Source organism: Humidesulfovibrio mexicanus (assembly GCF_900188225.1).
In the GTDB taxonomy this organism is placed as follows: Bacteria; Desulfobacterota; Desulfovibrionia; order Desulfovibrionales; family Desulfovibrionaceae; genus Humidesulfovibrio; species Humidesulfovibrio mexicanus.
Window position 1 is genome coordinate 23863 of the sequence record NZ_FZOC01000006.1, and the last position, 20448, is coordinate 44310.

The window sequence follows — 20448 nt, forward strand, 5'->3', positions numbered from 1 at the left end:
TCGGGCATGGGGTTAGAGGAAGCGCACGGGCGGACGCCTGCGCTCCGGCAGGCGCTGGAAGCCGTACTTGGGGCGGCCCAGCATGAGCGCGCCGTAGATCTTGTGGGACTCGGGGATGCACAGGGCCGAAGCGATGGCCTTGCTGCGCGAGGCGGCCATGGTGAACAGCCCGGCCCAACACGTGCCCAGGCCCAGGGCGTGGGCGGCCAGTTCGAAGTGCGCGAGCGCGATGATGCAGTTGCTGGTGTTGTCCATGCCGCCCTTGGGCGCGTGGGCCACCACCACCTGGGGCGCGCCGCGCAAAATCAGGTCCACGCCCTTGTCCCAGGCATCCAGGTAGGGCATGAAATAGGGCAAACGCCTGAGCGACTTGGCCGTCAGGTCCACCAGGGCCACCAGCAGGTCCGGGTCCTCGGCCACGATCCAGTTCACCGGCTGGGTGTTCACGCCGCTGGGCGCGTAGCGCGCGGTGTCGATGATGCGGCGCACCAATTCCCGCTCCACGGGCTTTGAGCGGAAGCGGCGCACGCTGCGGCGCGTGCGCATGAACTGCTCGGCCGCCTCCGGGCTCACGGCCAGCGCGGGATCGATGGGCGTGAGGTCGGCCGCGCCGCGGCCCGCCAGAGTGAGCGCCCCGGTGGGACACACGGCCACGCAGTGCCCGCACATGATGCAGCGCTCGGCCGCGTTCTGCGCCACCACGGGGAACTTGTCCGCGCCGCGCGTAAGGAGAAAGGCCGGGCATTCGCTGATGCACAGGCCGTCCCTGTTGCACAGGGAAAGGTCGATGACGATGTGTTCCGCAGACATTGTCCGCCTCCTTGCATCCCCCTTCTACATGGACCCGAGGATCCCCACAACCGTTCCGGTCATGAGCGAGGCGATGACCCCGGCGGCCAGCGCGCGCAGGCTCATGGCCGTGATCTCGCTGCGGCGCTCCGGGCACAGGGTGCCCAGCCCCGCAATGAGGATGCCCACGCTGCCGAAGTTGGCGAAGCTGCACATGGCGTAGGTCAGAATGAGGCGCGAATGGGCGGAGAGGGCCTCCGGCGGCAGGGCGGCCATGTCCATGAAGGCCAGGAACTCGTTCAAGATGATCTTGGTGCCGATGAGCGCCCCCGCGGTGTGGGCCTCGGCCCAGGGCACGCCGATGAGCCAGGCCACGGGGGCCAGCGCCGCGCCCAGCGCCCGCTCCAGGGTCAGCGGCGCGCCGGCCACATCCGGCATGAGCGCCAGGCCCAGGTTGGCCAGCTTCACCAACGCCACGAACACGATGAGCATGGCCACGATGTTCCAGAAAAGCTGCAAGCCCTCCCAGGTGCCCCGGCACAGGGCGTCCACGCTGTTCGCGGCGGCGCTTTTCGGCATCTCGCGGCCCAGGGTGGGGGCGGCGTCCTCCGGCAGCATGACCGAGGCCACCAGCAGCGCAGCCGGGGCGTGGATGATGCTGGCCGCAAGGATGTGGCCCAGGGCGTCGGGAATCACCGGGGCGAGCACGGCGGCGTAGAGCATGAGCATGGTGCCCGCGATGCAGCTGAGGCCCGTGGCCATGAGGGCGAAGAGCTCGCTTCTGGTCATTACGGCCAAATATGGCCGGATAAGCAGCGGCGACTCGATCATGCCGAGAAAGATGCAGCCCGCCGCGCCCACGCCCAGCGCCCCGCCCAGGCCCATGGTCTTCTCCAGCAGCAGGGAGAACAGGCGCACCACGCGCTGCAGGATTCCCCAGTGGAACAACAGCGCGGAGAGCGCCGCGATGACGATGACCAGGGGCAAGGCCTGGAAGGCCAGGCTGAACCCGGCGGAAGGATTGGAGACCGCAAAGGGAGCCGGGCCGCCGCCCACGAATCCGAACACGAAGGCCGTGCCCGCGCGGGTTGCCGTCTCCGCCGCCTGGACCAGGGCGTTCAACCCCATGAACAGGGCTTTCAAGGCGGGCACCTTGAGCACAAAGCCCGCGATGAGGAACTGGAGCCCCAGGCCGCCCAGCACCATGCGCCAGGGCAGGCGCGAAAGGGGCCAGGGGCGCTTCTCCCCCAAAAGCCAGGCCAAAACAAGGAGACACACAAGCCCCAGGGCGCTGTGGATCATCACGGTCCCCCCCATGCGATGAAGTGGGCGCAACATGCTGGATTTTTCGCCGCTTGGAAAGGGGGGAGTACTTGCCGAAATGACGGAGGGCCAGCAAAAGGGCCGCCCTTATGCAGGAAACTCAAAACCGAATCGAAACAGGTGGTTGTCAGCAAGACACCCACCAGTTTGATTTCTAGCAGCCTGGGCTGACCCCCGGACCCTGTCAATAGGGGAATTTTGTCCTTTTAGCAGCCCAAAACGGGTGTTTTTTGTCCGCGACATAAAGGCCGTGCCATACTCCATTGAAAGACCGAAGGAGGTCAGATATGGAAACAGCAGGCCAAAGAAAGCACATCACGACCTGGGTAAACGCGGACGGCAGGCATGCAGCCGCAAGCATCAGCACCAAGCCCGGCGCTGGCGGCGATGAGCAGCCCTTCAACGCGGAAGACGGGCGCTACATGGCGTTCACGGTGGGCGCAGACGGCGGCATTTCCGGCAGAAACGAAGTGCGCGGCAAGGTTTCGCCGCCGCAGAAGGACAAATACCCGCCGCCGCCCCCGGCGTCCAAGGAGCCGCATTTGGTGTACAGCCAGAAGTCCGGGGAGCTGCGCGATGCTGATGGCCGCCTCATGGACAAGGGACATTCCGGCTATGAAGACTACCGAGACAGGCCGGAGTTCGAAGACAAGAAGAACCGGGGCGTCATCCCGCGCGGGAACTACAAGGTCACGGAAGTGATCGAGGACACGAGAAATACTGACAGGGAAAAGAAAGGCCAGCACATTCTGCGCCTGGAGCCTGCGGATGCGGAAACCCGGCAGCGCCTCAAGGAGATGAACCGTGACGGATTCTGGATACATAGCGGAGAGTCGCCAAGGGCCTCGCAGGGCTGCATCCTCACGAAAGAAACAACGCGCAGGCGCATTCCCCTGGGGTCGATCCTGCGCGTCACGCTTTAGCCTTCTGCTGCCGCTTTTCTGCGTCTGTATCCTCTTTGGCCGACTGACCGGAGAGGCCCAGGCCAGTGGCAAAGGCATCTTTGTCGAGGCCGAGGCCTTCCTGAAAGTGCAGCGCCCGGACCGCAACATCCCGCCTCTGGGCAAGGAGGGTGCACCACCCAATGACATCGACCCCCGGCACCTAGCGGTGGGGCCTTTTGGCCCCACGGACGGACGCGGCGCTGGTGGGCTTTACATCCAGTCGGCAAGCGTGAGAGCGGAACGCCTGCCCGGACTCTTCGGCAAGATCCCGGCGTCGGAGCCCAACCTGGAGGACATGCACGAAATCGAAGGCTGGTGCTATACCAGCGCCACACCCAGCGACAAAACAGCGGTGCTTTTCATCAGCGATCTCGACGGATTCGTGTCCACCATCGCCGTGGTCTCGGACGTGGCGTTCATCCGCCAGCCGAGCCTGTGCGCCCGCACTCCGCGGGTGCACGCCGGGCTGGCCACGGTAAGCGGGATCAGGCTGGGCATGAGCCGCACACAGGTGCGGAGCATCCTGGGCAGGCCAATGGCGGCAGACTCCTGGCGCGACGGCATCGAGAGCGTGAAGCGGGAGCCGCTCACCCCGGCGCTCAATCGCAGGCTGGGCTGGGAAGGGAATCGCGCGACCCACCGCACGCGTCTCCAAAAGGTTGTAGTCTGGTACGAGAAGGACAGGGTCATCGGCTTTGAGGCGGAGGAGTTCAGCCAGGAAGGTTCGTCGCCGGAGCTCACGGGCGTGAGCAACAAGACAAGCGAGTAAGCGCCTCTTGTTATAACGGCGTGGTCGCACTCGAAACTTCCTGGAATTTATATATTTTAGACCTCATACATGAGGCCGCAAAAGGGCCGCCCGGCGAGGGGGTGCCGGACGGCCCTTGAGAGGGGGACTAGGTTTGGGCGGGGCTAGGCCACCTGCGTCTGGCCCTGGGCGATCTCCCGGCGCACGTCCTCCAGGTCGATGACCACGGGGTCGATCATGCTGTGGCCGCTGCGCTCGCCCCACGAATAGTCAGAGGCGAAGCGGCCGTCGTAGCGCACGTCGTCCACGATGTAGAAGCCGTCCTCGTGCAGCAGGCGGTCCCAGCGGTGCACGAAGAACTCGAAACAGCTGGGGTCGTAGTTCTGCACGCCGGTCCAGTGCCAGGTCAGCGAGCAGACCTCGTCGTCATACCCCATGAGGGCGATGAAGCGGGCCTTGCTGTCCAGGTACATGCGGCGGCGCAGCAGCACGGCGGAGTCCTTGATGGGCGCGGGGTTGAAGAACATTTGCCGACCGTCGCAGGTCACCTCCACCATGCTTTCGTCGCCCAGCTTCATGCCGCAGGTGCAGGTGTTCCCCTTGCGCCACCACTCCAGGTACTTGGTCTTGTATATGTCGCGGCCCTCTTCGCGGATTCTCTGTGCGGTGGCCGGAGAAACGGGGTGCAGGGCCAGATCGCAGCAACGGCCGGTGATGGTGAGGTTCAGGTCCATGTTGCTTCCTCCAGGGTATGAGTGCCGACGTGTTCGGGGAGGCCGTCCAGTTCGCCTGCCCCATGCCTCGAGAAGAGCAAGGAGCGGGCCAAACCGGCATCCCGCCGGATTCCATGTGATTTTTATCACAATCAGCAAACACCCTGATCCGTCGGACGAATTTTACGTCCGCCCCCCTTGACCTTGCCCCCGGCCAGGGGCAGACTCGCAGCTGACTTCACTCCAGCCCCAGGAGTTCCGCGTGCAGACCCCCCTTGGAAAACCGTTCCCCTGCACTTCGCTGTGCTCCTTCATCATGGACTCCGTGGCCGACGGGCTGTTCACCGTGGACCGCGAGTGGAACATCATCTACTTCAGCCAAAGCGCGGCGGGCATAGTGGGCCTCCCGGCGGAAAAGGCCGTGGGCCGCAAGTGCTGGCAGGTGTTCCGCACCGAGGGCTGCACAAACGGCGACAGCGGGCACTGCGTGCTCAGGCAGTGCATCGCCGAGGACCGCAAGATCGTGGGGCGCATCCTCATGGTGGAGCGCGAGGACGGCGTCCATGTGCCCGTGAGCGTGAGCGCCGCGCCTTTGAAGGACCGCGACGGGACTATCATCGGCGGGGTGGAGAGTTTTCGCGACCTGTCCAGCGTTCCCGGCAAAAACAACGGGCGCAAACTGCCCAAGGGCTTCTGCTCACGCGACCCCAACATGGCGGAGATACTGCGCATTCTCCCTCAGGTCGCCGAAAGCGAGGCCACGGTGCTGCTGCTCGGCGAGTCCGGCACGGGCAAGGAGTTTTTCGCCCGCGCCATCCACGAGCTTTCCCCCCGGCACAACGGCCCCTTCGTGGCGGTCAACTGCGGCGCGCTGCCGGAACAGCTCATGGAATCGGAGCTTTTCGGCTACAAGGCCGGGGCCTTCACCGACGCCCGGCGCGACAAGCCCGGTCGTTTCCAGTTGGCCGAGGGCGGCACCATCCTGCTGGACGAGATAGGCGACCTGCCCCAGCCGCTGCAGGCCAAGATCCTGCGCGTGCTGCAGGAGCGCGTGTTCGAGCCCTTGGGCGGGGTGGCGGGCGTGCCCGCCAATGTGCGCGTCATCGCCGCCACCAATCGCGACCTGGAGCGCATGACCCAGGAAGGGAGCTTTCGCCAGGACCTGTACTTCCGCCTCAACGTGGTGCGCATGACCCTGCCGCCCCTGCGCGAGCGCCGGGGCGACATCCCCCTGCTTGTCGACATGGCCATCAAACGCAGGCAGCAGAACGGCGGCAAGCACATCCAAGGCCTTTCGCAGGAGGCCATGCGGCTGCTCCTGGCGCACTCCTTTCCCGGCAACATCCGCGAATTGGAGAACATCATCGAGTACGCCTCCATCCTCTGCCCCGGCGGGCTTATCCATGTGGAGCACCTGCCCGCCGACGTGCGCACCTGCGAACACCCGGCCCCCCGTAGCGCCATGAACGGCCAGCCCATGACCATGGCGGAGATCCGCTACCATGCGGCCGTGCAGGCGGTCGAACGCAACGGCGGCAACAGGAACGCCGCCTGCCGCGAGCTCGGCATCACCAAGGACACGCTGCGCCGCATTCTGGGCCGCGTTGAGGACAATTCCCAGGAAAGCTCCAATCTCCCTTCGTAACAGCCGCTTCCCGCCATCCCCCCTGGCCGCGTCGACGCCCATCGGACGAACAATTCGTCCGCCAGCCCTCATGGGACACATATTTCGTCCCACACCCAGAAAACACGGCAAAAGAACGATTCAAGCGTTTCCTTTTTTCTGAAAAGAAAATCCTTACCACTAATACTTTCCAAAACAACATTTTGCCTCCCGCGTCCAAAGGCGAGCCCGCCAGCCGCTGCGGCAAGGGCGTGCCGTTCCAGGGCCCGGCACACGGCCGGTGACGGCGGCCGCCCCTCTTGTGGAGACTTGCCCTTGGGTCGGATTGTGCGTATCTGCTGGACCATGAGAACCATCATACTTGGCGGAACGGGGTTTATCGGCGCAGCGCTGTGCAGGGTGCTCGCCTCCCAGGGGCACGAGGTGGTCGTGCCGTCCCGGCGACCGGAAAAAGTCCCGGCGGTCCTCGGGCCCACGGTCATCGGCGCGCCCTTCGACGGCCGGACCGGCGCGGGCTGGGCGGACTTCATCACCCCGGACACGGGCATTGTGAACCTTGCGGGCGAAAACATCGCGGCCGGGCGCTGGACAGACGAGGTCAAGCGGCGCATCGAGTCGAGCCGCCTGTCCGCCGGGGCGGCGGTCATGGACGCGCTGGCCCGGGCGGACGCGCGCCCCGCCGTGCTGGTGCAGGCCTCGGCAGTGGGCTTCTACGGCGCGCGCGGGCCAGAATCCGTGGACGAGGACGCCCCGGCCGGAAACACCTTTCTGGCGCGGGTGGCCATGGCCTGGGAGTCCTCCACACGGGGAGCGGAGGCCCTTGGCGTGCGCCGCGCGGTCATCCGCACCAGCATGGTGCTGGGGCCGGGCGGGGCGCTGGCCAAAATGCTGCCCGCCTTCCGTCTGGGCCTGGGCGGCCCGCTGGGCTCGGGCCGCCAAATGGTTCCCTTCATCCATCTGGACGACGAGGCCGGGGCCATCGCCTTTTTGCTGGGCACGCCGGGCCTTGCCGGGCCGTTCAACCTCGCCGCGCCCGAGGCCGTGGACTCCCGCGGCTTCGCCCGGACCCTGGGCCGTCTGCTGGGTCGCCCGGCCGTTCTGCCCGCCCCGGCCTTCGCCCTGCGCCTGGCCCTGGGCCAGATGGCCGACGAAGTGCTGCTCTCCGGCGTCAACGCCGTGCCCTCGCGTCTGCTCGCGGCAGGGTTCCGTTTCCAGCGCCCCACCCTGATCCAGGCACTTGAAGCCGCGCTGTCGGCGGGGTAAACGCCGGGTGGAGGCGCGCATGAGCAAGGGCAGAATTCTTGTGGTCGAAGACGAGCCCGTGGTGGCCCTGGACATCCAGGCCCGGCTCTCGCGCCTCGGCTTCGAGCTGGCCGGGCACGCGGCCACGGGCGCGGACGCCCTGCGCCTGGCCGACGAGAACCGCCCGGATCTGGTGCTCATGGATGTGCGCCTGGACGGACCGCTGGACGGCATCGACACCACCCGCGAACTGTTGCGCCGCCGCCGTCTGCCGGTCATCTACCTCACCGCCGCCAGCGACGAGGACACCCTGGCCCGCGCCAAGGAAACCGGCCCGTTAGGCTATCTGGCCAAGCCCTTCGAGGACCACGAACTGCGGGCGGCCCTGGAAATGGCCCTGGTCAAGTTCGAGGCCGAAACGCGGCTCAAACAAAGCGAGCGGCTGCTCTCCACCACCCTGGGCAGCCTGGGCGAGGCCGTCGTCTCCACGGACAAGAACGGACAGGTCACCTACCTCAACGCTTCGGCGGTGGAGTTGCTGGGGCTCAGCGTCGGCCACGCCATCGGCCACTCCTGGCGCGCGCTTTTCGCCATCGTGGACAAGGACGACGGCGCCCAGGTGGAGGACCTGGAGGAGCTGTGCGTGGCCCATGGAGGCGCCCCGCGCTGCGAGGACATGCTGCTGCGGCTGCCCACCGGCCGGGAAGCGCCCGTGGCGCTGTCGGTCTCGCCGCTCTACGCCCCCGGCGGCGATGGGCTGCAAGGCCGGGTGCTGGTGCTGCGCAGCATCGCCCAGCGCAAGCTGGCCGAGGCCGAACTGCGCGCCAGCATGGCCGCCCTGCGTTCCACCTTCCGGCAGACCGTGCGCGCCCTGGCCAGCATGGCCGAAAAGCGCGACCCCTACACCGCCGGACACCAGCAGCGCGTGGCGCGGCTGGCCTGCGCCATCGGCCGGGGGCTGGGCCTCTCCGAGGACGCCCTGGAAGGACTGGAAATGGCGGGAACCCTGCACGACGTGGGCAAGGTGTACGTGCCTGCGGAAATCCTTTCCAAGCCGACCCGGCTCACGCATCTGGAAATGGCCATCATGCGCGGGCATCCGGAAGTGGGCTTCGACATCCTGCGCGAGGTGACCTTCCCCTGGCCCGTGGCCCGCGCCGTGCTGGAGCATCACGAGCGCCTGGACGGCTCCGGCTATCCCGGCGGCCTGCACGGGGCGGAAATCTGCCTTGAAGCGCGCATTCTGGCCGTGGCCGACGTGGTGGAGGCCATGAGCTCCCACCGGCCCTACCGCCCGGCCCAGGGCCTGGCCAAGGCCCTGGACGAGATACGCAGCGGGCGTGGCGGCCTGTACGACCCCGACATCGTGGACCAATGCCTGGCGATCATGGCGAACGGCTATGCCTTTGACGAGCCCGCGCCCGACCGATGCGTCCCGGCCCCATCCCCCCCCGACCAATCCGAGGAGAACGCATGACCACGCACGGCCGCGTGCTGGTGGTGGACGACGAGTCCGGCATCCGCTTTTCGCTCAAAGGCATTCTGGAAGACGAAGGCTTCGAGGTCATCGAAGCCGAGAGCGGCGAGGCCGCGGTGGCCCTGCTGGAGGGCGGCGAGGCCGCGGACCTGCTGTTCCTGGACATCTGGCTGCCCGGCATGGACGGCCTGGCGACGCTTTCGCGCATCCGCCAGGAACGGCCGGAGCTGCCCGTCATCATGATCTCCGGCCACGGCACCATCGAGACCGCGGTGACCGCCCTCAAAAGCGGGGCCTTCGACTTCATCGAAAAGCCCCTGTCGCTCGAAAAGGTCATCCTGGCCGCCAGCAAGGGCATGGAGTTCGCCCTGCTCAAGCAGGAGAACCTGGCCCTGCGCCACAGCCTGGGCGACCAGACCGTGACCCTGACGGGCGAGAGCCCGGCCATGCTGGAGCTCAAGGAGATGATCGCCCAGGTGGCCCCCACCGACGCCTGGGTGCTCATCACCGGCGAGAACGGCACGGGCAAGGAGATCGCCGCGCGGCTGCTGCACGCCACAAGCCGCCGCGCAAGCCAGCCGCTGGTGGCGGTGAACTGCGCCGCCATCCCGGAGGAACTCATCGAGAGCGAGCTCTTCGGCCACGAGAAAGGGGCCTTCACCGGCGCGGACAAGGCGCAGCTGGGCAAGTTCGAGCTGGCCCACAAGGGCACGCTGTTCCTCGACGAAATCGGCGACATGAGCCTCAAGACCCAGGCCAAGATCCTGCGCATACTGCAGGAGCAGCGCTTCGAGCATGTGGGCGGCCGCAAGACCATCAGCGTGGACGTGCGGGTCATCGCCGCCACCAACAAGGACCTGGCGGCGGAGATCAAGGCCGGGAACTTCCGCGAGGACTTGTACTACCGCCTCAAGGTGTTTCCCCTCACCGTGCCGCCCCTGCGCCAGCGCGCCAGCGACATTCCGCTGTTGATAGAGGACTTCGTGGAGCAGCTGGTGCGGCGCAGCGGATGCAGGCGCGCGGCCTTCTCGCCGCAGGCGTTGGCGCTGCTGTCCACCTACCCCTGGCCGGGCAACGTGCGCGAACTCAAGAATTTCGTGGAGCGGATGCTCATCATCATGAACGGCCGGGAGGTGACGGCCGACCGCCTGCCGCCGGAGATTCTCGCCCAGTGCCGGGTGCCCGCGCCGGGTGCGGCCGCGCCCACTGCCGGGCAGCAGACGTCAAACGCCGCGCCCGCCCCCCCGGTTTGCCTGGCGGACGACGAGGACGATCTGGCCGACGGGCTTCTCCCGGAGAGCTTCCCGGCCGGACCGCTGGACCTGAAGCAGGCCCGCGCCGCCTTCGAGGCCCGCTTTCTGGAGGCCAAGCTCAAGGAGTTCGGCGGCAACGTCTCCAAACTGGCCGAGGCCGTAGGCCTGGACCGCAGCTCCCTGTACCGGAAATTGAAGGGCTACGGGATAATGGCGGACTAAAACACAGGCACAGGTCGGGGCCAACGCCACAGCAACACCTGCAATACGGGAAGGAACACGCATGTCGTCAACGGTCAAAATCGGAATCGTCATCTGCGACCGCTACAAGAGTTGTGCGGGAGGCAAATGCCTCAGGGCGCTGAAAAACCGGCAGGGCGCCTTTGACGTTTATGCCCGGCAGGAGGTCGAACTCGTGGGCTACACCTCTTGCGGCGGCTGTCCAGGGGGAAACGTCGAATACCTGGGCGAGGAAATGCTCAAAAACGGCGTCGAGGTGATCCACCTGGCCACGGGGCTCGTGGTGGGCTACCCTCCTTGCCCGCACATCGCAGCCTTCACGAGCTTTCTCGCGGAGCGCTTCGGCGTCAAGGTCGTTGTCGGCACACATCCGATTCCGGAAAAATATCTGGACATGCACACGCGCCTGAAGACCTGGGACGACCCCGCGTGGGCTCCGCTGGTTGCGCCCACCATGAGCGACGCGACGACCCGCCTGAGCTACGACTGACCGGCCGCCTTTGGCCGCGCCCCTCCCCCAAACAAAAAGGCCGGAGGCTGCAACCCTCCGGCCCCTGGGGTAAGACCCCCTGTCCCGAAAAACGCCGGGCCTAGACCCAGTAGATGATGTCGAACTGCTTGTGCATCTCGTCCTTGAGCGCGTTCAGGGCCGTCTTGTCCATGTCGCGGATGCGCAGATACACGTCGCGCGAACCGACCTCGGCGGGCTCGCAGGAGGTGAGCAGGCTCATGAGCCGCGCGCCGTGGTCCTTCAGATAGTCCAGCACGGGAACCAGGCCGCCGGGCTGGTTGGGCAGCCGCACGCCGATCTGCACCCCGCCCTCCATGACGCCGGTGATGCGCACCAGCACCTTGAAGACATCGGAATCGGTGACCATGCCCACGACCTTGTTGTCCTCGTCCACCACGGGCAAGCCGCCGAAATTGTGCTCCAGCATCAGCTGCGCGGCCCGCTCCACGGTCTCGCCCTTCTTGATGGTCACGACCTTCTTGGTCATGATGTCCTTGAGCTTGATCTCCGAGAGCAGGTAGTACAGCTCGTGCATGTCCAGGGTGGTGGCCTTGGAGGGGGAGGCCTCCTTGATGTCCCTGTCGGAAACGAGCCCCAGGAGCACCCCGACCTCGTTCACCACGGGCAGGCGGCCCACGCCCCGCTCCTTCATGATCTTGGACGCCTTCATCATGGACATCTCGGGGGTGCCGCAGACGATGTCCTTCGTCATCCAGTTCTCGATGAGCATTGAGATTCCTCCTGTTGCGCCCCGGCGGGAAGGGTGTTCCGGCGGCGTGAACTCCATTTGTGGAGCTTTTATACCAGTACACAAAAGTTTTCCAGCGGAAAAACAGCCGCAACCCCCTGTCCGCCTTGCTCCGAAGGATATTCTGGCCCCGGGTGGGAGCGGGGCTTTGACCTTCCGTCCGGCTGGGCGTAACGTGGCGGGTATGCATGTCGTCGTAAACGTGGATGACCTGGGCCTGCACCCCGCCGTGCGCCGCGCCGTGGAAGACCTGGCAGGGCTGTCCCGCGTCAGCTCGGCCACGCTGCTGGTGAACGGCCCGGACGCGCCCGCCGCCGCCTCCCTGTCCTCCACCAGCCGGGGCTCGCTCGGCGTGGGCGTGCACCTGAACATCCTGCGCGGCAGGCCAGAAAGCCCGGCCGCCGAGATTCCCGGCTTGCTGCGCGCCGACGGCCTGTTCCTGGGCGACTACGTGGCGCTGTTCAAGCGCTATCTGGCCCGCGCCTTCACCCCCACCGACGCCGAACGCGAATGGACGCGCCAGGTGGAGCGCGCCCTGGAGCTGGGCGTCACGCCCACGCATCTGGACTCGGAAAAGCACATCCACGTCTGGCCTGGTCTTTTCGAAGCGGCCTGCAGGGTCGCCGCGCGCTTCCACATCGGCTGGGTGCGCAGGCCCGTGGAGCACGTGCCCCTTTCGCGCTGGGACAAGGGGGGCGTGCGCGCCCGCATCCTGAACACCTTCGCCCTGGCGCACCACCGGGTCGGAGCGCCAGGCGTGGCGCACCCGTCCTGCGTGTTCGGCATCGCCGACCAGGGCCCGGAGCTGTTGCCTGCGCGCCTTGCCGCGTATATGAAGCGGGTGCGGCCGGACGTGCTGGAGCTGGTGTGCCATCCCGGCGCGCCGCTTCCCGGCGATCCGCCCCTGCCCGCGGAGTACGGCCCCATGCGCATAGCCGGGCAGTGGACGCCGGAGCGCGACGCCCTGGCCGCGCCGGGCTGGGGCCGGGCGCTCAGGGAATGCGGCGCGACGCTTGTGCACTACGGCCAGTTGGACCCGGCCACGCGCGCGCCTTTCGCGTCCTAGAACGCGGCTTAATTTCGACGAACCAAGGGAGTTCCATGCACCCCACCCAAGCAAGCAGCGCCCAGGGCGACTTCCCCGTGGAGGTCTCCATCGTCACCCCCATGCACAACGAGGAACTCTGCGTGCGCGAGTTCCACCGCCGCATGAGCGCGGTGCTGCGCGGCATGGGCGTCAGCCACGAGATCATCCTGGTGAACGACGGCAGCACGGACAAGACCCCGGAGATCATCCGCGAGCTTTCCGCCGCCGACCCCAACCTCGTGGGCGTATTCCTGGCGCGCAACCGGGGCCAGTGCACGGCCATCTACGCGGGCATCCAGCACTCCTGCGGCCGCTACGTGGTCATCATGGACGGCGACCTGCAGCACCCGCCCGAGGAAGTGCCCAAACTCATCGAGACCATCCGCCAGGGCTTTGACCTGGTGAAGGGAATGCGCCAGCGGCGGCAGGAATCGCTGCTTTTGCGCCGCATCCCCAGCCGGGTGGCCAACTACCTCATGCGCGCCACCAGCAAGTGCGACATCCACGACATGGGCGGGCTTTCCGTCATCAAGGGCGAGGTGGCGCGCGGGCTCAAGCTGCGCGAGGGCCAGCACCGGCTCATTCCGGCCCTGGTGTACGGCCAGGGCGGCGCGGTGTGCGAGGTGCCCACCAGCGCCCCGCCCCGGTTCGCGGGCAAAAGCCACTACGGCATCGGCCGCAGCGTGGACGTGCTCTTCGACATCGTGCTGTTGTGGTTCCAGAACTCCTACAAGCAGCGCCCGGTGTACCTGTTCGGCCGCATCAGCCTGTGGCTTTTCCTCGTGGCCAGCCTCATCATGTGCTGGCTCTTGTACGGCAAGCTCTTTCTGGGCGAGCACATGGGCACCCGGCCGCCGTTCCTGGGCGCGGTGCTCTTGTATCTCTCCTCCCTGGGCTTCATGAGCACCGGGCTGATTCTCGAACTGCTGGTGAACACACACGATGCCGTCAGCAGGGCCACGCCCTACAAGGTGCGCGAAATCGTCACCAGCCGGGGCCGGACCGCCTGCCCCGCGGCCGATGAGGCCGACGCGGGCGACGGGGCCGAAGGCGGCGGCCAGCCGCCCCGGCAATAGCGGAGACGCTGGGGAGACCGTCATGCGCGTGGGTCTGCTTCAGTTGAACCCCAAGGTCGGCGACCTCGCGGGCAACGCCGCCCGCGTGGAGGCGGCCTACGCGCGCGCCGCCGCGCAGGGCGCGGAGCTATGCCTGACGCCGGAGCTGGCCATGACCGGCTACCCCCCGCGCGACATGCTGCTTTACGCAGGCTTCGCCAGGGCCGCCTTCGCCGAAGCGGAGCAGCTGGCCGCTCGCCTGGGCCAACGCTTCCCCGGCGGCCCGGCCCTGCTGCTGGGCTGCCCGGAGCCCAACGCGTCCGGACGGGGCAAGGCGCTCTACAACGCCGCGCTCCTCTGCGAGGGCGGAAGCATCCGGGCGCGCTTCCGCAAGGCGCTCCTGCCCACCTACGACGTATTCGACGAGGCGCGCTACTTCGAGCCGGGCGACGCCTCCGGCGCGGCACGGATCATGACGCACCGAGGTGTGAGGCTCTGCGTCACCATTTGCGAGGACCTCTGGAACGACAAGGACTACTGGCCCCACCGCCTGTATCCCGTCGACCCCGTCGAGGCCGCCATGGCCGCCGGGGCGCAGGCCATCGTGAACCTCTCGGCCTCGCCCTTCAGCCTGCGCAAACAGGCCCTGCGGCGCGACATGCTCTCGTCCATCGCCACGAAGCGCGGCCTGCCGCTGGCCTACTGCAACCAGGTGGGCGGCAACGACGAACTGGTGTTCGACGGCCGCAGCGCCCTATACGCCGCTTGCGGCGCGCTGGCGGCCCGCGCCGCAAGCTTCTCCGAAGACGTGCTGGTGGCGGAGCTCTTCGCACCGGCAGCTGCCGAGCTTCCCGAGGAAGACCTCTCGGCCCCGGCCGAGACCTGGCGCGCCCTGGTGCTGGGCACCCGCGACTATTTCGCCAAGTGCGGCTTCCAGAAGGCCCTGCTCGGCCTGTCCGGCGGCATCGACTCCGCCGTGGTGGCCGCCGTGGCCGCGGAAGCCGTGGGGCCGGAAAACGTCACCGGCGTGCTCATGCCCTCGCCCTGGTCCAGCCAGGGCAGCGTGGACGATTCCCTTGAGCTGGCCCGCACCCTGGGCATCCACACGCGCACCATTCCCATCGCGCCGCTCATGCGCGCCTTCGACGAGTCTTTGGCCGAGAGCTTTGGCGCGCTGGCCCCCGGCATCGGCCCCGGCACCACCGAGGAGAACGTGCAGTCGCGCATCCGGGGCAACCTGCTCATGGCGCTTTCCAACAAGACCGGCGCGCTGCTTTTGACCACAGGCAACAAGAGCGAGCTGGCCGTTGGCTACTGCACCATCTACGGCGACATGAGCGGCGGCTTCGCCGTCATCAGCGACCTGCCCAAGACCCAGGTCTACGCCCTGGCCCGGTACGTCAACGCCATCAAGGGCCGGGCCGTCCCCCAGGCCATCATCGACAAGGCCCCCTCGGCGGAGCTCAAGCCCGACCAGACCGACCAGGACACCCTGCCGCCCTACGAGGTTCTGGACGCCATCCTGGCCCTGCACATCGAAAAGGAACACACCGCGGCAGAGATCGTGGCCGCGGGCTTCGAGCCCGAAACCGTGGCCCGGGTGTGCGCGCTGGTCAAGGGCGCGGAGTTCAAGCGCAGGCAGGCCGCGCCCGGCGTCAAGGTGGCCTGGCGCAGCTTCGGCTCCGGCTGGCGGATGCCCCTGGCCGCGGCGCCGCTGCCATAGGCCGGACCTTCCGGCCGGAAAGGCCCGCGCCCCACGGCGGCGCCAAGGGGGCGCCCAGGGGGCGCAAGCCCTTCCCCCATTAGACAGGCGCGCGCAAATGCCGTACAAGGTCTGTCGCCCGCCAGGACTTCAGCGCCTTGCCGGGGCGAAAGAACGCCACCCCGACACGCGGACGAGGACCATGACAGACACAAAGAACATCCGAAATTTCAGCATCATCGCCCACATCGACCACGGCAAGTCCACCCTGGCCGACCGCATCCTGGAGCTTACCGGGGTGGTCTCCGCGCGTGAGCAGAAGGCCCAGTACCTGGACAAGATGGACCTGGAGCGCGAACGCGGCATCACCATCAAGGCCCAGACCGTGCGCATCCCCTACACGGCCAAGGACGGCGGGCAGTACGTCCTGAACCTCATCGACACGCCCGGCCACGTGGACTTCTCCTACGAGGTCTCGCGCAGCCTGGCCGCCTGCGAGGGCGCGCTCTTGGTGGTGGACGCCTCGCAGGGCGTGGAGGCCCAGACCCTGGCCAACGTGTACCTTGCCCTGGACAACGACCTTGAGGTGCTGCCGGTCCTGAACAAGATCGACCTGCCCAGCGCCGAGCCCGAGCGCGTGTCCAAGGAGATCGAGGAAGTCATCGGCCTGGACTGCACGGACCCGGCGCTTGTGAGCGCCAAAAGCGGCCTGGGCGTGGCCGACCTGATCGAGCGCATCGTGACCATGCTGCCGCCGCCCAAGGGCGACGCCGCAGCGCCCCTGCGCGCGCTGATCTTCGACTCCTGGTACGACACCTACCTGGGCGTGGTGGTGCTCTTCCGCGTGCTGGACGGCAGCCTCAAAAAAGGCGACCGCATCCGCATCTACTCCTCGGGCCGCGAATTCGAAGTCATGAAGCTCGGCGTGTTCAGCCCGGAGAGCGTGGAGGTCGCCCAGTTCGGCCCCGGCGAGGTGGGCTTCTTGTGCGCCAACATGAAGGAGCTCTCCGACGCGCCCGTGGGCGACACCGTCACCAAGGCCGATCGCCCGACCGACACGCCCTTCCCCGGCTTCAAGAAGGTCAAGCCCATGGTCTTCTCCGGCCTGTACCCGGTGGAGCCCAACGAATACGAGATGCTGAAGGTGGCGCTGGAGAAGCTGCAGTTGAACGACGCCGCCTTCACCTTCGAGCCCGAGACCTCCAAGGCCCTTGGCTTCGGCTTCCGCTGCGGATTTTTGGGGCTCTTGCACATCGAGATTATCCAGGAGCGGCTGGAGCGCGAGTTCCAGGCCCGGCTCATCACCACCGCGCCCTCGGTCATCTACAAGGTGGACACCACCGACGGTCGGCATTTGCAGATAGACAACCCGAGCCTGCTGCCCGACCCCAGCACCATCGCGGCCCTGTACGAGCCCTACGCGCGGGTGGAAATCCATGTGCCGAACGACTTCGTGGGCAACGTGCTGGGCCTGTGCGAGGAAAAGCGCGGCATCCAGAAGGACATGAAGTACCTGACCGCCAGCCGCGTGGTCATCACCTACGAAATGCCCTTCGCCGAGATCATGTACGACTTCTTCGACAAGCTCAAATCCTCCACCAAGGGCTACGCCAGCCTGGACTACGAGATCATCGACTACCGGCAGAGCGACCTGGTGCGCCTGGACATCCTCATCAATACCGAGGCGGTGGACGCCTTCTCGGTCATCGTGCACCGGCAGAGCGCCTACCCCTTCGGCCGCAGCCTGGCGGAAAAGCTCAAGAAGAGCATTCCCCGGCAGATGTTCGAGGTCATCATCCAGGCCGCCATCGGCAACAAGATCATCGCCAAGGAGCGCGTGGCCCCCTTCCGCAAGGACGTCATCGCCAAATGCTACGGCGGCGACATCACCCGCAAGCGCAAGCTTTTGGAAAAGCAGAAGGAAGGCAAGCGCAGGATGCGCCGCATGGGCAATGTGGAAATTCCCCAGGAGGCCTTCCTGGCCGTGCTCAAGGCCGGCGGCGACGACTAGGCCGCCTTCGGCCGCAGACAACGCGCGCGGCGTCCCCTGCCGCGCAAAGGAACACGCATGAATCCCAGATGGCTCAAAACGCTCAAGGAATACATCGAGGCGCTGCTCGTCGCGGTGGTCCTGGCCCTCATCATCCGGGCCTTCATCGTCCAGGCCTTCAAGATCCCCACCGGCTCCATGCTTGAGACGCTCCAGATCGGCGACCAGCTGCTGGTGAGCAAATTCCACTACGGGGTCAGGCTTCCCTTCACCGACCGCGTGCTGATTCCGGTGTACGAGCCCGCCCGCGGCGACGTCATCGTCTTCGAATACCCGTACGACGCCAAACTCGACGCCAACCGCCCGCAGTTGGACGGTGTGGATTTCGTCAAGCGCATCGTGGGCCTGCCCGGCGACGTGGTGGAGATCCGCGCCAAGGAGGTCTACGTCAATGGCGAGCATGTCACCGGAGAATACATCCAGCACGTGCGCGAGGACGTGGAGGAAAATCCGCTGCCTGAGGGGCATCCCGCCGTCACCGTGGACCCGGCGGCCTATTTCGACCACTGCGAGGACACCACCAGCGTGTGCCGCGCCAAGCGCGACTGGATGCCTCCCATGACTGTGCCCCAAGGCCAGTTCTTCGTCATGGGCGACAACCGCGACGAGTCCTTTGACTCGCGTTTCTGGGGGTTTGTGAAGCGCGAGGCCATTCGCGGCAAGGCCATGATCATCTACTGGTCCTGGACCGGACCCACGGAGATCCGCTGGGAGCGGCTAGGCCGCTTGATTCATTAGGCCAGGGCCGCGCCCGCGCGCGGTGGGGAGGTGAGCATGGAGCAGCTGTTGCAGGTGGACATCCGCACCGTGCTGCTGCTCATGTCCCTTGGCAACATGGCCGCGGCCGGGCTGCTGGTGTTCTACGGAGCCCTGCGGCGCAACACCCCGGAAGGCGTCTTCACCCTGGCCAAGCTGGTGCTGGGGCCGGGCTGGCTGCTGCTGCTGCTGCGCGGGTATGTGCCCGACGCGTGCTCCTTCGGCCTGGGCAACGGCCTGCTCATGGCCGGCTTCTGGCTCGAGGCCGCCAGCATCAAGGTGCTGGACGCCCAGCAGGCCATTCCGCCCGGTCCTGCGCCGCGCGTGTTCCCCCTGGGCGTTGTGGCCGCAGCCATGCTGCTGGGATTCCTGTCCACCTGGCTGCTGTCGCATCCCGGTCTACGCATCGCCGCCACCTCCACCGTCGCCTCCGGCTGTTTCGCCCTCTCGGCCTCCCGTCTGTTTTTCGGCGCTTCCCGGCCCTCGCCCCTGCGCCTTTCCCTGGGCGCGGGCTTCGTGGCCCTCACCCTGGCCACGCTCGGGCGCACGGTCGTGGCCCTCACCAGCGAGGGCTTCACCATCTTCAGCACCTCGCCGCTGCACGGAGCGCTGTTCGCCCTGCTCTACACCCTCATGTTCGCCGGAACCTTCGGCCTGGTGCTGGTGCTCAAGGAAAACACCGACCGCACCCTGGTGCGCATCGCCACCCAGGACGAGCTTACCGGTGCGCCCAACCGCAGGGCGCTCTTGGCCAACGCCCGCGCCCTGACGGCCATGGCCCGGCGCGAGGGCCAGCCGTTGGCCGCCTTCATGCTGGACATCGACCGCTTCAAGCAGGTGAACGACACCTTTGGCCACGCCACCGGCGACGAGGTGCTGCGCGACCTGGCGCGGGTCATCCGCAACGGCCTGCGCACCTACGACGCCTATGGCCGCTATGGCGGCGAGGAATTCGTGGCCGTGCTGCCCGGACTCGACAGACAGGCCGCCCTGCGCGTGGCCGAGCGCATCCGCGCCTCTGCCGAGGCCAGCCAGCCCACGGAAAACCCCCACGTGCGCTACACCGTGAGCATCGGCGTTGCCCTGTGCGCGGCCGAAGACGACTGCACCGACGAAAACGAGCGCCTGCTTGAACTGCTGGACCGCGCGGACCAGGCCATGTACGAGGCCAAGCGCCTGGGCAGAAACCGCGTGCAGCTCGAAGCCGCCGAGGAAGACGCAGCCCTCGGCGCCACGCGCGGCACGGACGCCCCCGCGTGAACGGGCTTGCCTCCGGCGAACGCACCCGAGCCATGTTCCTGCTGGGGGCCACCGCCCTCATCTGGAGTTCCGGCGGCCTGGCCATCAAGGCCGTGGACCTGCCGCCCATGGCCATGACCGGCGTGCGCAGCGCCCTGTCCGCCCTCACCCTGGCCGCGCTCTTCCGGGGGCGGCTCGACCTGTCTTTTACGCCCGCGCGCATATGCGCCGCGTTCAGCTATGCGGCCATGCTCATCACCAACGTTGCCGCCACAAAAATGACCACCGCGGCCAACGCCATCCTGCTGGCCTATACCGCGCCGGTCTATGTGGCGCTTCTGGCCCCGCGCCTGCTGGGCGAGAAGACCCGCCTGGCGGACTGGCTCTTTGTTGGCGTCACCTTGACGGGCATGGCGCTGTTCTTTCTGGACAAGATGTCCGCGCAGGGGCTGTGGGGCAACCTTGTGGCCGTGGGCACGGGCGTCAGCTACGCGGCCTTCACCCTGTCCATGCGCGCCCAGGCCCTGCAAAACAAGGCGAACGCCTCGCCCGTGGAGGGCGTGCTCTGGGGCCATGCGCTCACGGCGCTCATCGGCCTGCCCTTCCTGCTGCCGGAGCTTTCCCAGGGACGGCCGGACCTGGCCGGATGGGCCGGGCTCGCCTACCTGGGCGTAATCCAGCAAGGGCTGTCCCTGGCGCTCTACGTGTGGTGCATCGCGCGGCTGGGCGCGCTGGAAGCCATCCTCATCATGACCCTGGAGCCCATTCTGAACCCGGTGTGGGTGGCCTTCGGCCTGGGCGAGCTGCCCGGCCTGTGGGCCTGCGTGGGCGGCGGGGTGGTGCTGGCGGCCGTCACCCTGCGCGGCGTGGCGCAAGTCAGACCGCAAGCAACCAAAAGCCCTGGCAAAACGGGCTGAAATCGACTACGCTCTACGCACTGCCGCGCC

At 67.1% G+C, this 20448-nt stretch carries 18 protein-coding genes; 14 read left to right on the forward strand and 4 right to left on the reverse strand.

What is annotated here, in order from left to right:
• Positions 1-12 precede the first annotated feature (12 nt).
• Complete coding sequence (locus CHB73_RS12405) at positions 13-810, reverse strand: nitroreductase family protein (RefSeq protein WP_089274920.1); 798 nt, start codon at positions 808-810, stop codon at positions 13-15.
• A 24-nt stretch (positions 811-834) separates the two neighbouring features.
• Positions 835-2091 carry a NupC/NupG family nucleoside CNT transporter gene (locus CHB73_RS12410; RefSeq protein WP_089274921.1) on the reverse strand — a complete coding sequence of 419 codons (1257 nt, stop codon included), beginning with the start codon at positions 2089-2091 and terminating at the stop codon, positions 835-837.
• A gap of 308 nt (positions 2092-2399) precedes the next feature.
• Here CHB73_RS12410 and CHB73_RS12415 point away from each other — a divergent pair, with 308 nt between their 5' ends.
• Positions 2400-3035, forward strand: coding sequence for a tlde1 domain-containing protein (locus CHB73_RS12415; protein WP_089274922.1), 636 nt, complete (start codon positions 2400-2402; stop codon positions 3033-3035).
• Between the two features lie 250 nt (positions 3036-3285).
• A complete protein-coding gene (bamE, locus tag CHB73_RS12425; RefSeq protein WP_143337383.1) occupies positions 3286-3825 on the forward strand; it encodes an outer membrane protein assembly factor BamE domain-containing protein in 540 nt (179 codons plus the stop codon).
• 143 nt (positions 3826-3968) lie between these two features.
• Here bamE and CHB73_RS12430 read toward each other — a convergent pair whose 3' ends face one another.
• On the reverse strand, positions 3969-4538 hold the full coding sequence (locus CHB73_RS12430) for a hypothetical protein (protein WP_089274925.1): 570 nt from the start codon (positions 4536-4538) through the stop codon (positions 3969-3971).
• A 241-nt stretch (positions 4539-4779) separates the two neighbouring features.
• On the opposite strand from CHB73_RS12430, the gene CHB73_RS12435 reads away from it, so the two are divergent.
• The 5 genes from CHB73_RS12435 to CHB73_RS12455 all read left to right on the forward strand — a co-directional run bounded on the left by CHB73_RS12435 (position 4780) and on the right by CHB73_RS12455 (position 10843).
• Positions 4780-6162: a sigma-54 interaction domain-containing protein gene (locus tag CHB73_RS12435; RefSeq protein WP_327438382.1), complete on the forward strand. Its 1383-nt coding sequence runs from the start codon at positions 4780-4782 to the stop codon at positions 6160-6162.
• Positions 6163-6486: 324 nt separating this feature from the next.
• Positions 6487-7404, forward strand: coding sequence for a TIGR01777 family oxidoreductase (locus tag CHB73_RS12440; RefSeq protein WP_089274926.1), 918 nt, complete (start codon positions 6487-6489; stop codon positions 7402-7404).
• A gap of 19 nt (positions 7405-7423) precedes the next feature.
• On the forward strand, positions 7424-8860 hold the full coding sequence (locus tag CHB73_RS12445) for an HD domain-containing phosphohydrolase (protein WP_089274927.1): 1437 nt from the start codon (positions 7424-7426) through the stop codon (positions 8858-8860).
• A complete protein-coding gene (locus tag CHB73_RS12450) occupies positions 8857-10335 on the forward strand; it encodes a sigma-54-dependent transcriptional regulator (protein ID WP_089274928.1) in 1479 nt (492 codons plus the stop codon). The genes CHB73_RS12445 and CHB73_RS12450 overlap by 4 nt, the downstream gene beginning before the upstream one ends.
• A gap of 61 nt (positions 10336-10396) precedes the next feature.
• Positions 10397-10843, forward strand: coding sequence for a CGGC domain-containing protein (locus CHB73_RS12455; protein ID WP_089274929.1), 447 nt, complete (start codon positions 10397-10399; stop codon positions 10841-10843).
• 100 nt (positions 10844-10943) lie between these two features.
• On the opposite strand, the gene CHB73_RS12460 is transcribed toward CHB73_RS12455, so the two are convergent.
• Positions 10944-11594 (reverse strand): CBS and ACT domain-containing protein, encoded by a 651-nt coding sequence (locus CHB73_RS12460; protein WP_089274930.1) that lies wholly within the window; start codon positions 11592-11594, stop codon positions 10944-10946.
• 202 nt (positions 11595-11796) lie between these two features.
• Between CHB73_RS12460 and CHB73_RS12465 the strand changes: the two genes are divergently transcribed.
• The 7 genes from CHB73_RS12465 (at position 11797) to CHB73_RS12495 (ending at position 20418) form a co-directional block, all read left to right on the forward strand.
• Positions 11797-12678 carry a ChbG/HpnK family deacetylase gene (locus CHB73_RS12465; protein ID WP_179217035.1) on the forward strand — a complete coding sequence of 294 codons (882 nt, stop codon included), beginning with the start codon at positions 11797-11799 and terminating at the stop codon, positions 12676-12678.
• Between the two features lie 35 nt (positions 12679-12713).
• Positions 12714-13775 (forward strand): glycosyltransferase family 2 protein, encoded by a 1062-nt coding sequence (locus CHB73_RS12470; protein ID WP_235641598.1) that lies wholly within the window; start codon positions 12714-12716, stop codon positions 13773-13775.
• Between the two features lie 22 nt (positions 13776-13797).
• Positions 13798-15477, forward strand: a complete 1680-nt coding sequence (locus CHB73_RS12475; protein ID WP_089274932.1) for an NAD+ synthase — start codon at positions 13798-13800, stop codon at positions 15475-15477.
• A 181-nt stretch (positions 15478-15658) separates the two neighbouring features.
• On the forward strand, positions 15659-17467 hold the full coding sequence (gene lepA / locus CHB73_RS12480) for a translation elongation factor 4 (RefSeq protein WP_089274933.1): 1809 nt from the start codon (positions 15659-15661) through the stop codon (positions 17465-17467).
• A gap of 57 nt (positions 17468-17524) precedes the next feature.
• Positions 17525-18244, forward strand: coding sequence for a signal peptidase I (lepB, locus tag CHB73_RS12485; protein WP_089274934.1), 720 nt, complete (start codon positions 17525-17527; stop codon positions 18242-18244).
• 36 nt (positions 18245-18280) lie between these two features.
• Positions 18281-19522 (forward strand): GGDEF domain-containing protein, encoded by a 1242-nt coding sequence (locus CHB73_RS12490; protein ID WP_089274935.1) that lies wholly within the window; start codon positions 18281-18283, stop codon positions 19520-19522.
• 32 nt (positions 19523-19554) lie between these two features.
• Positions 19555-20418: a DMT family transporter gene (locus CHB73_RS12495; protein WP_089275073.1), complete on the forward strand. Its 864-nt coding sequence runs from the start codon at positions 19555-19557 to the stop codon at positions 20416-20418.
• Positions 20419-20448 lie beyond the last annotated feature (30 nt).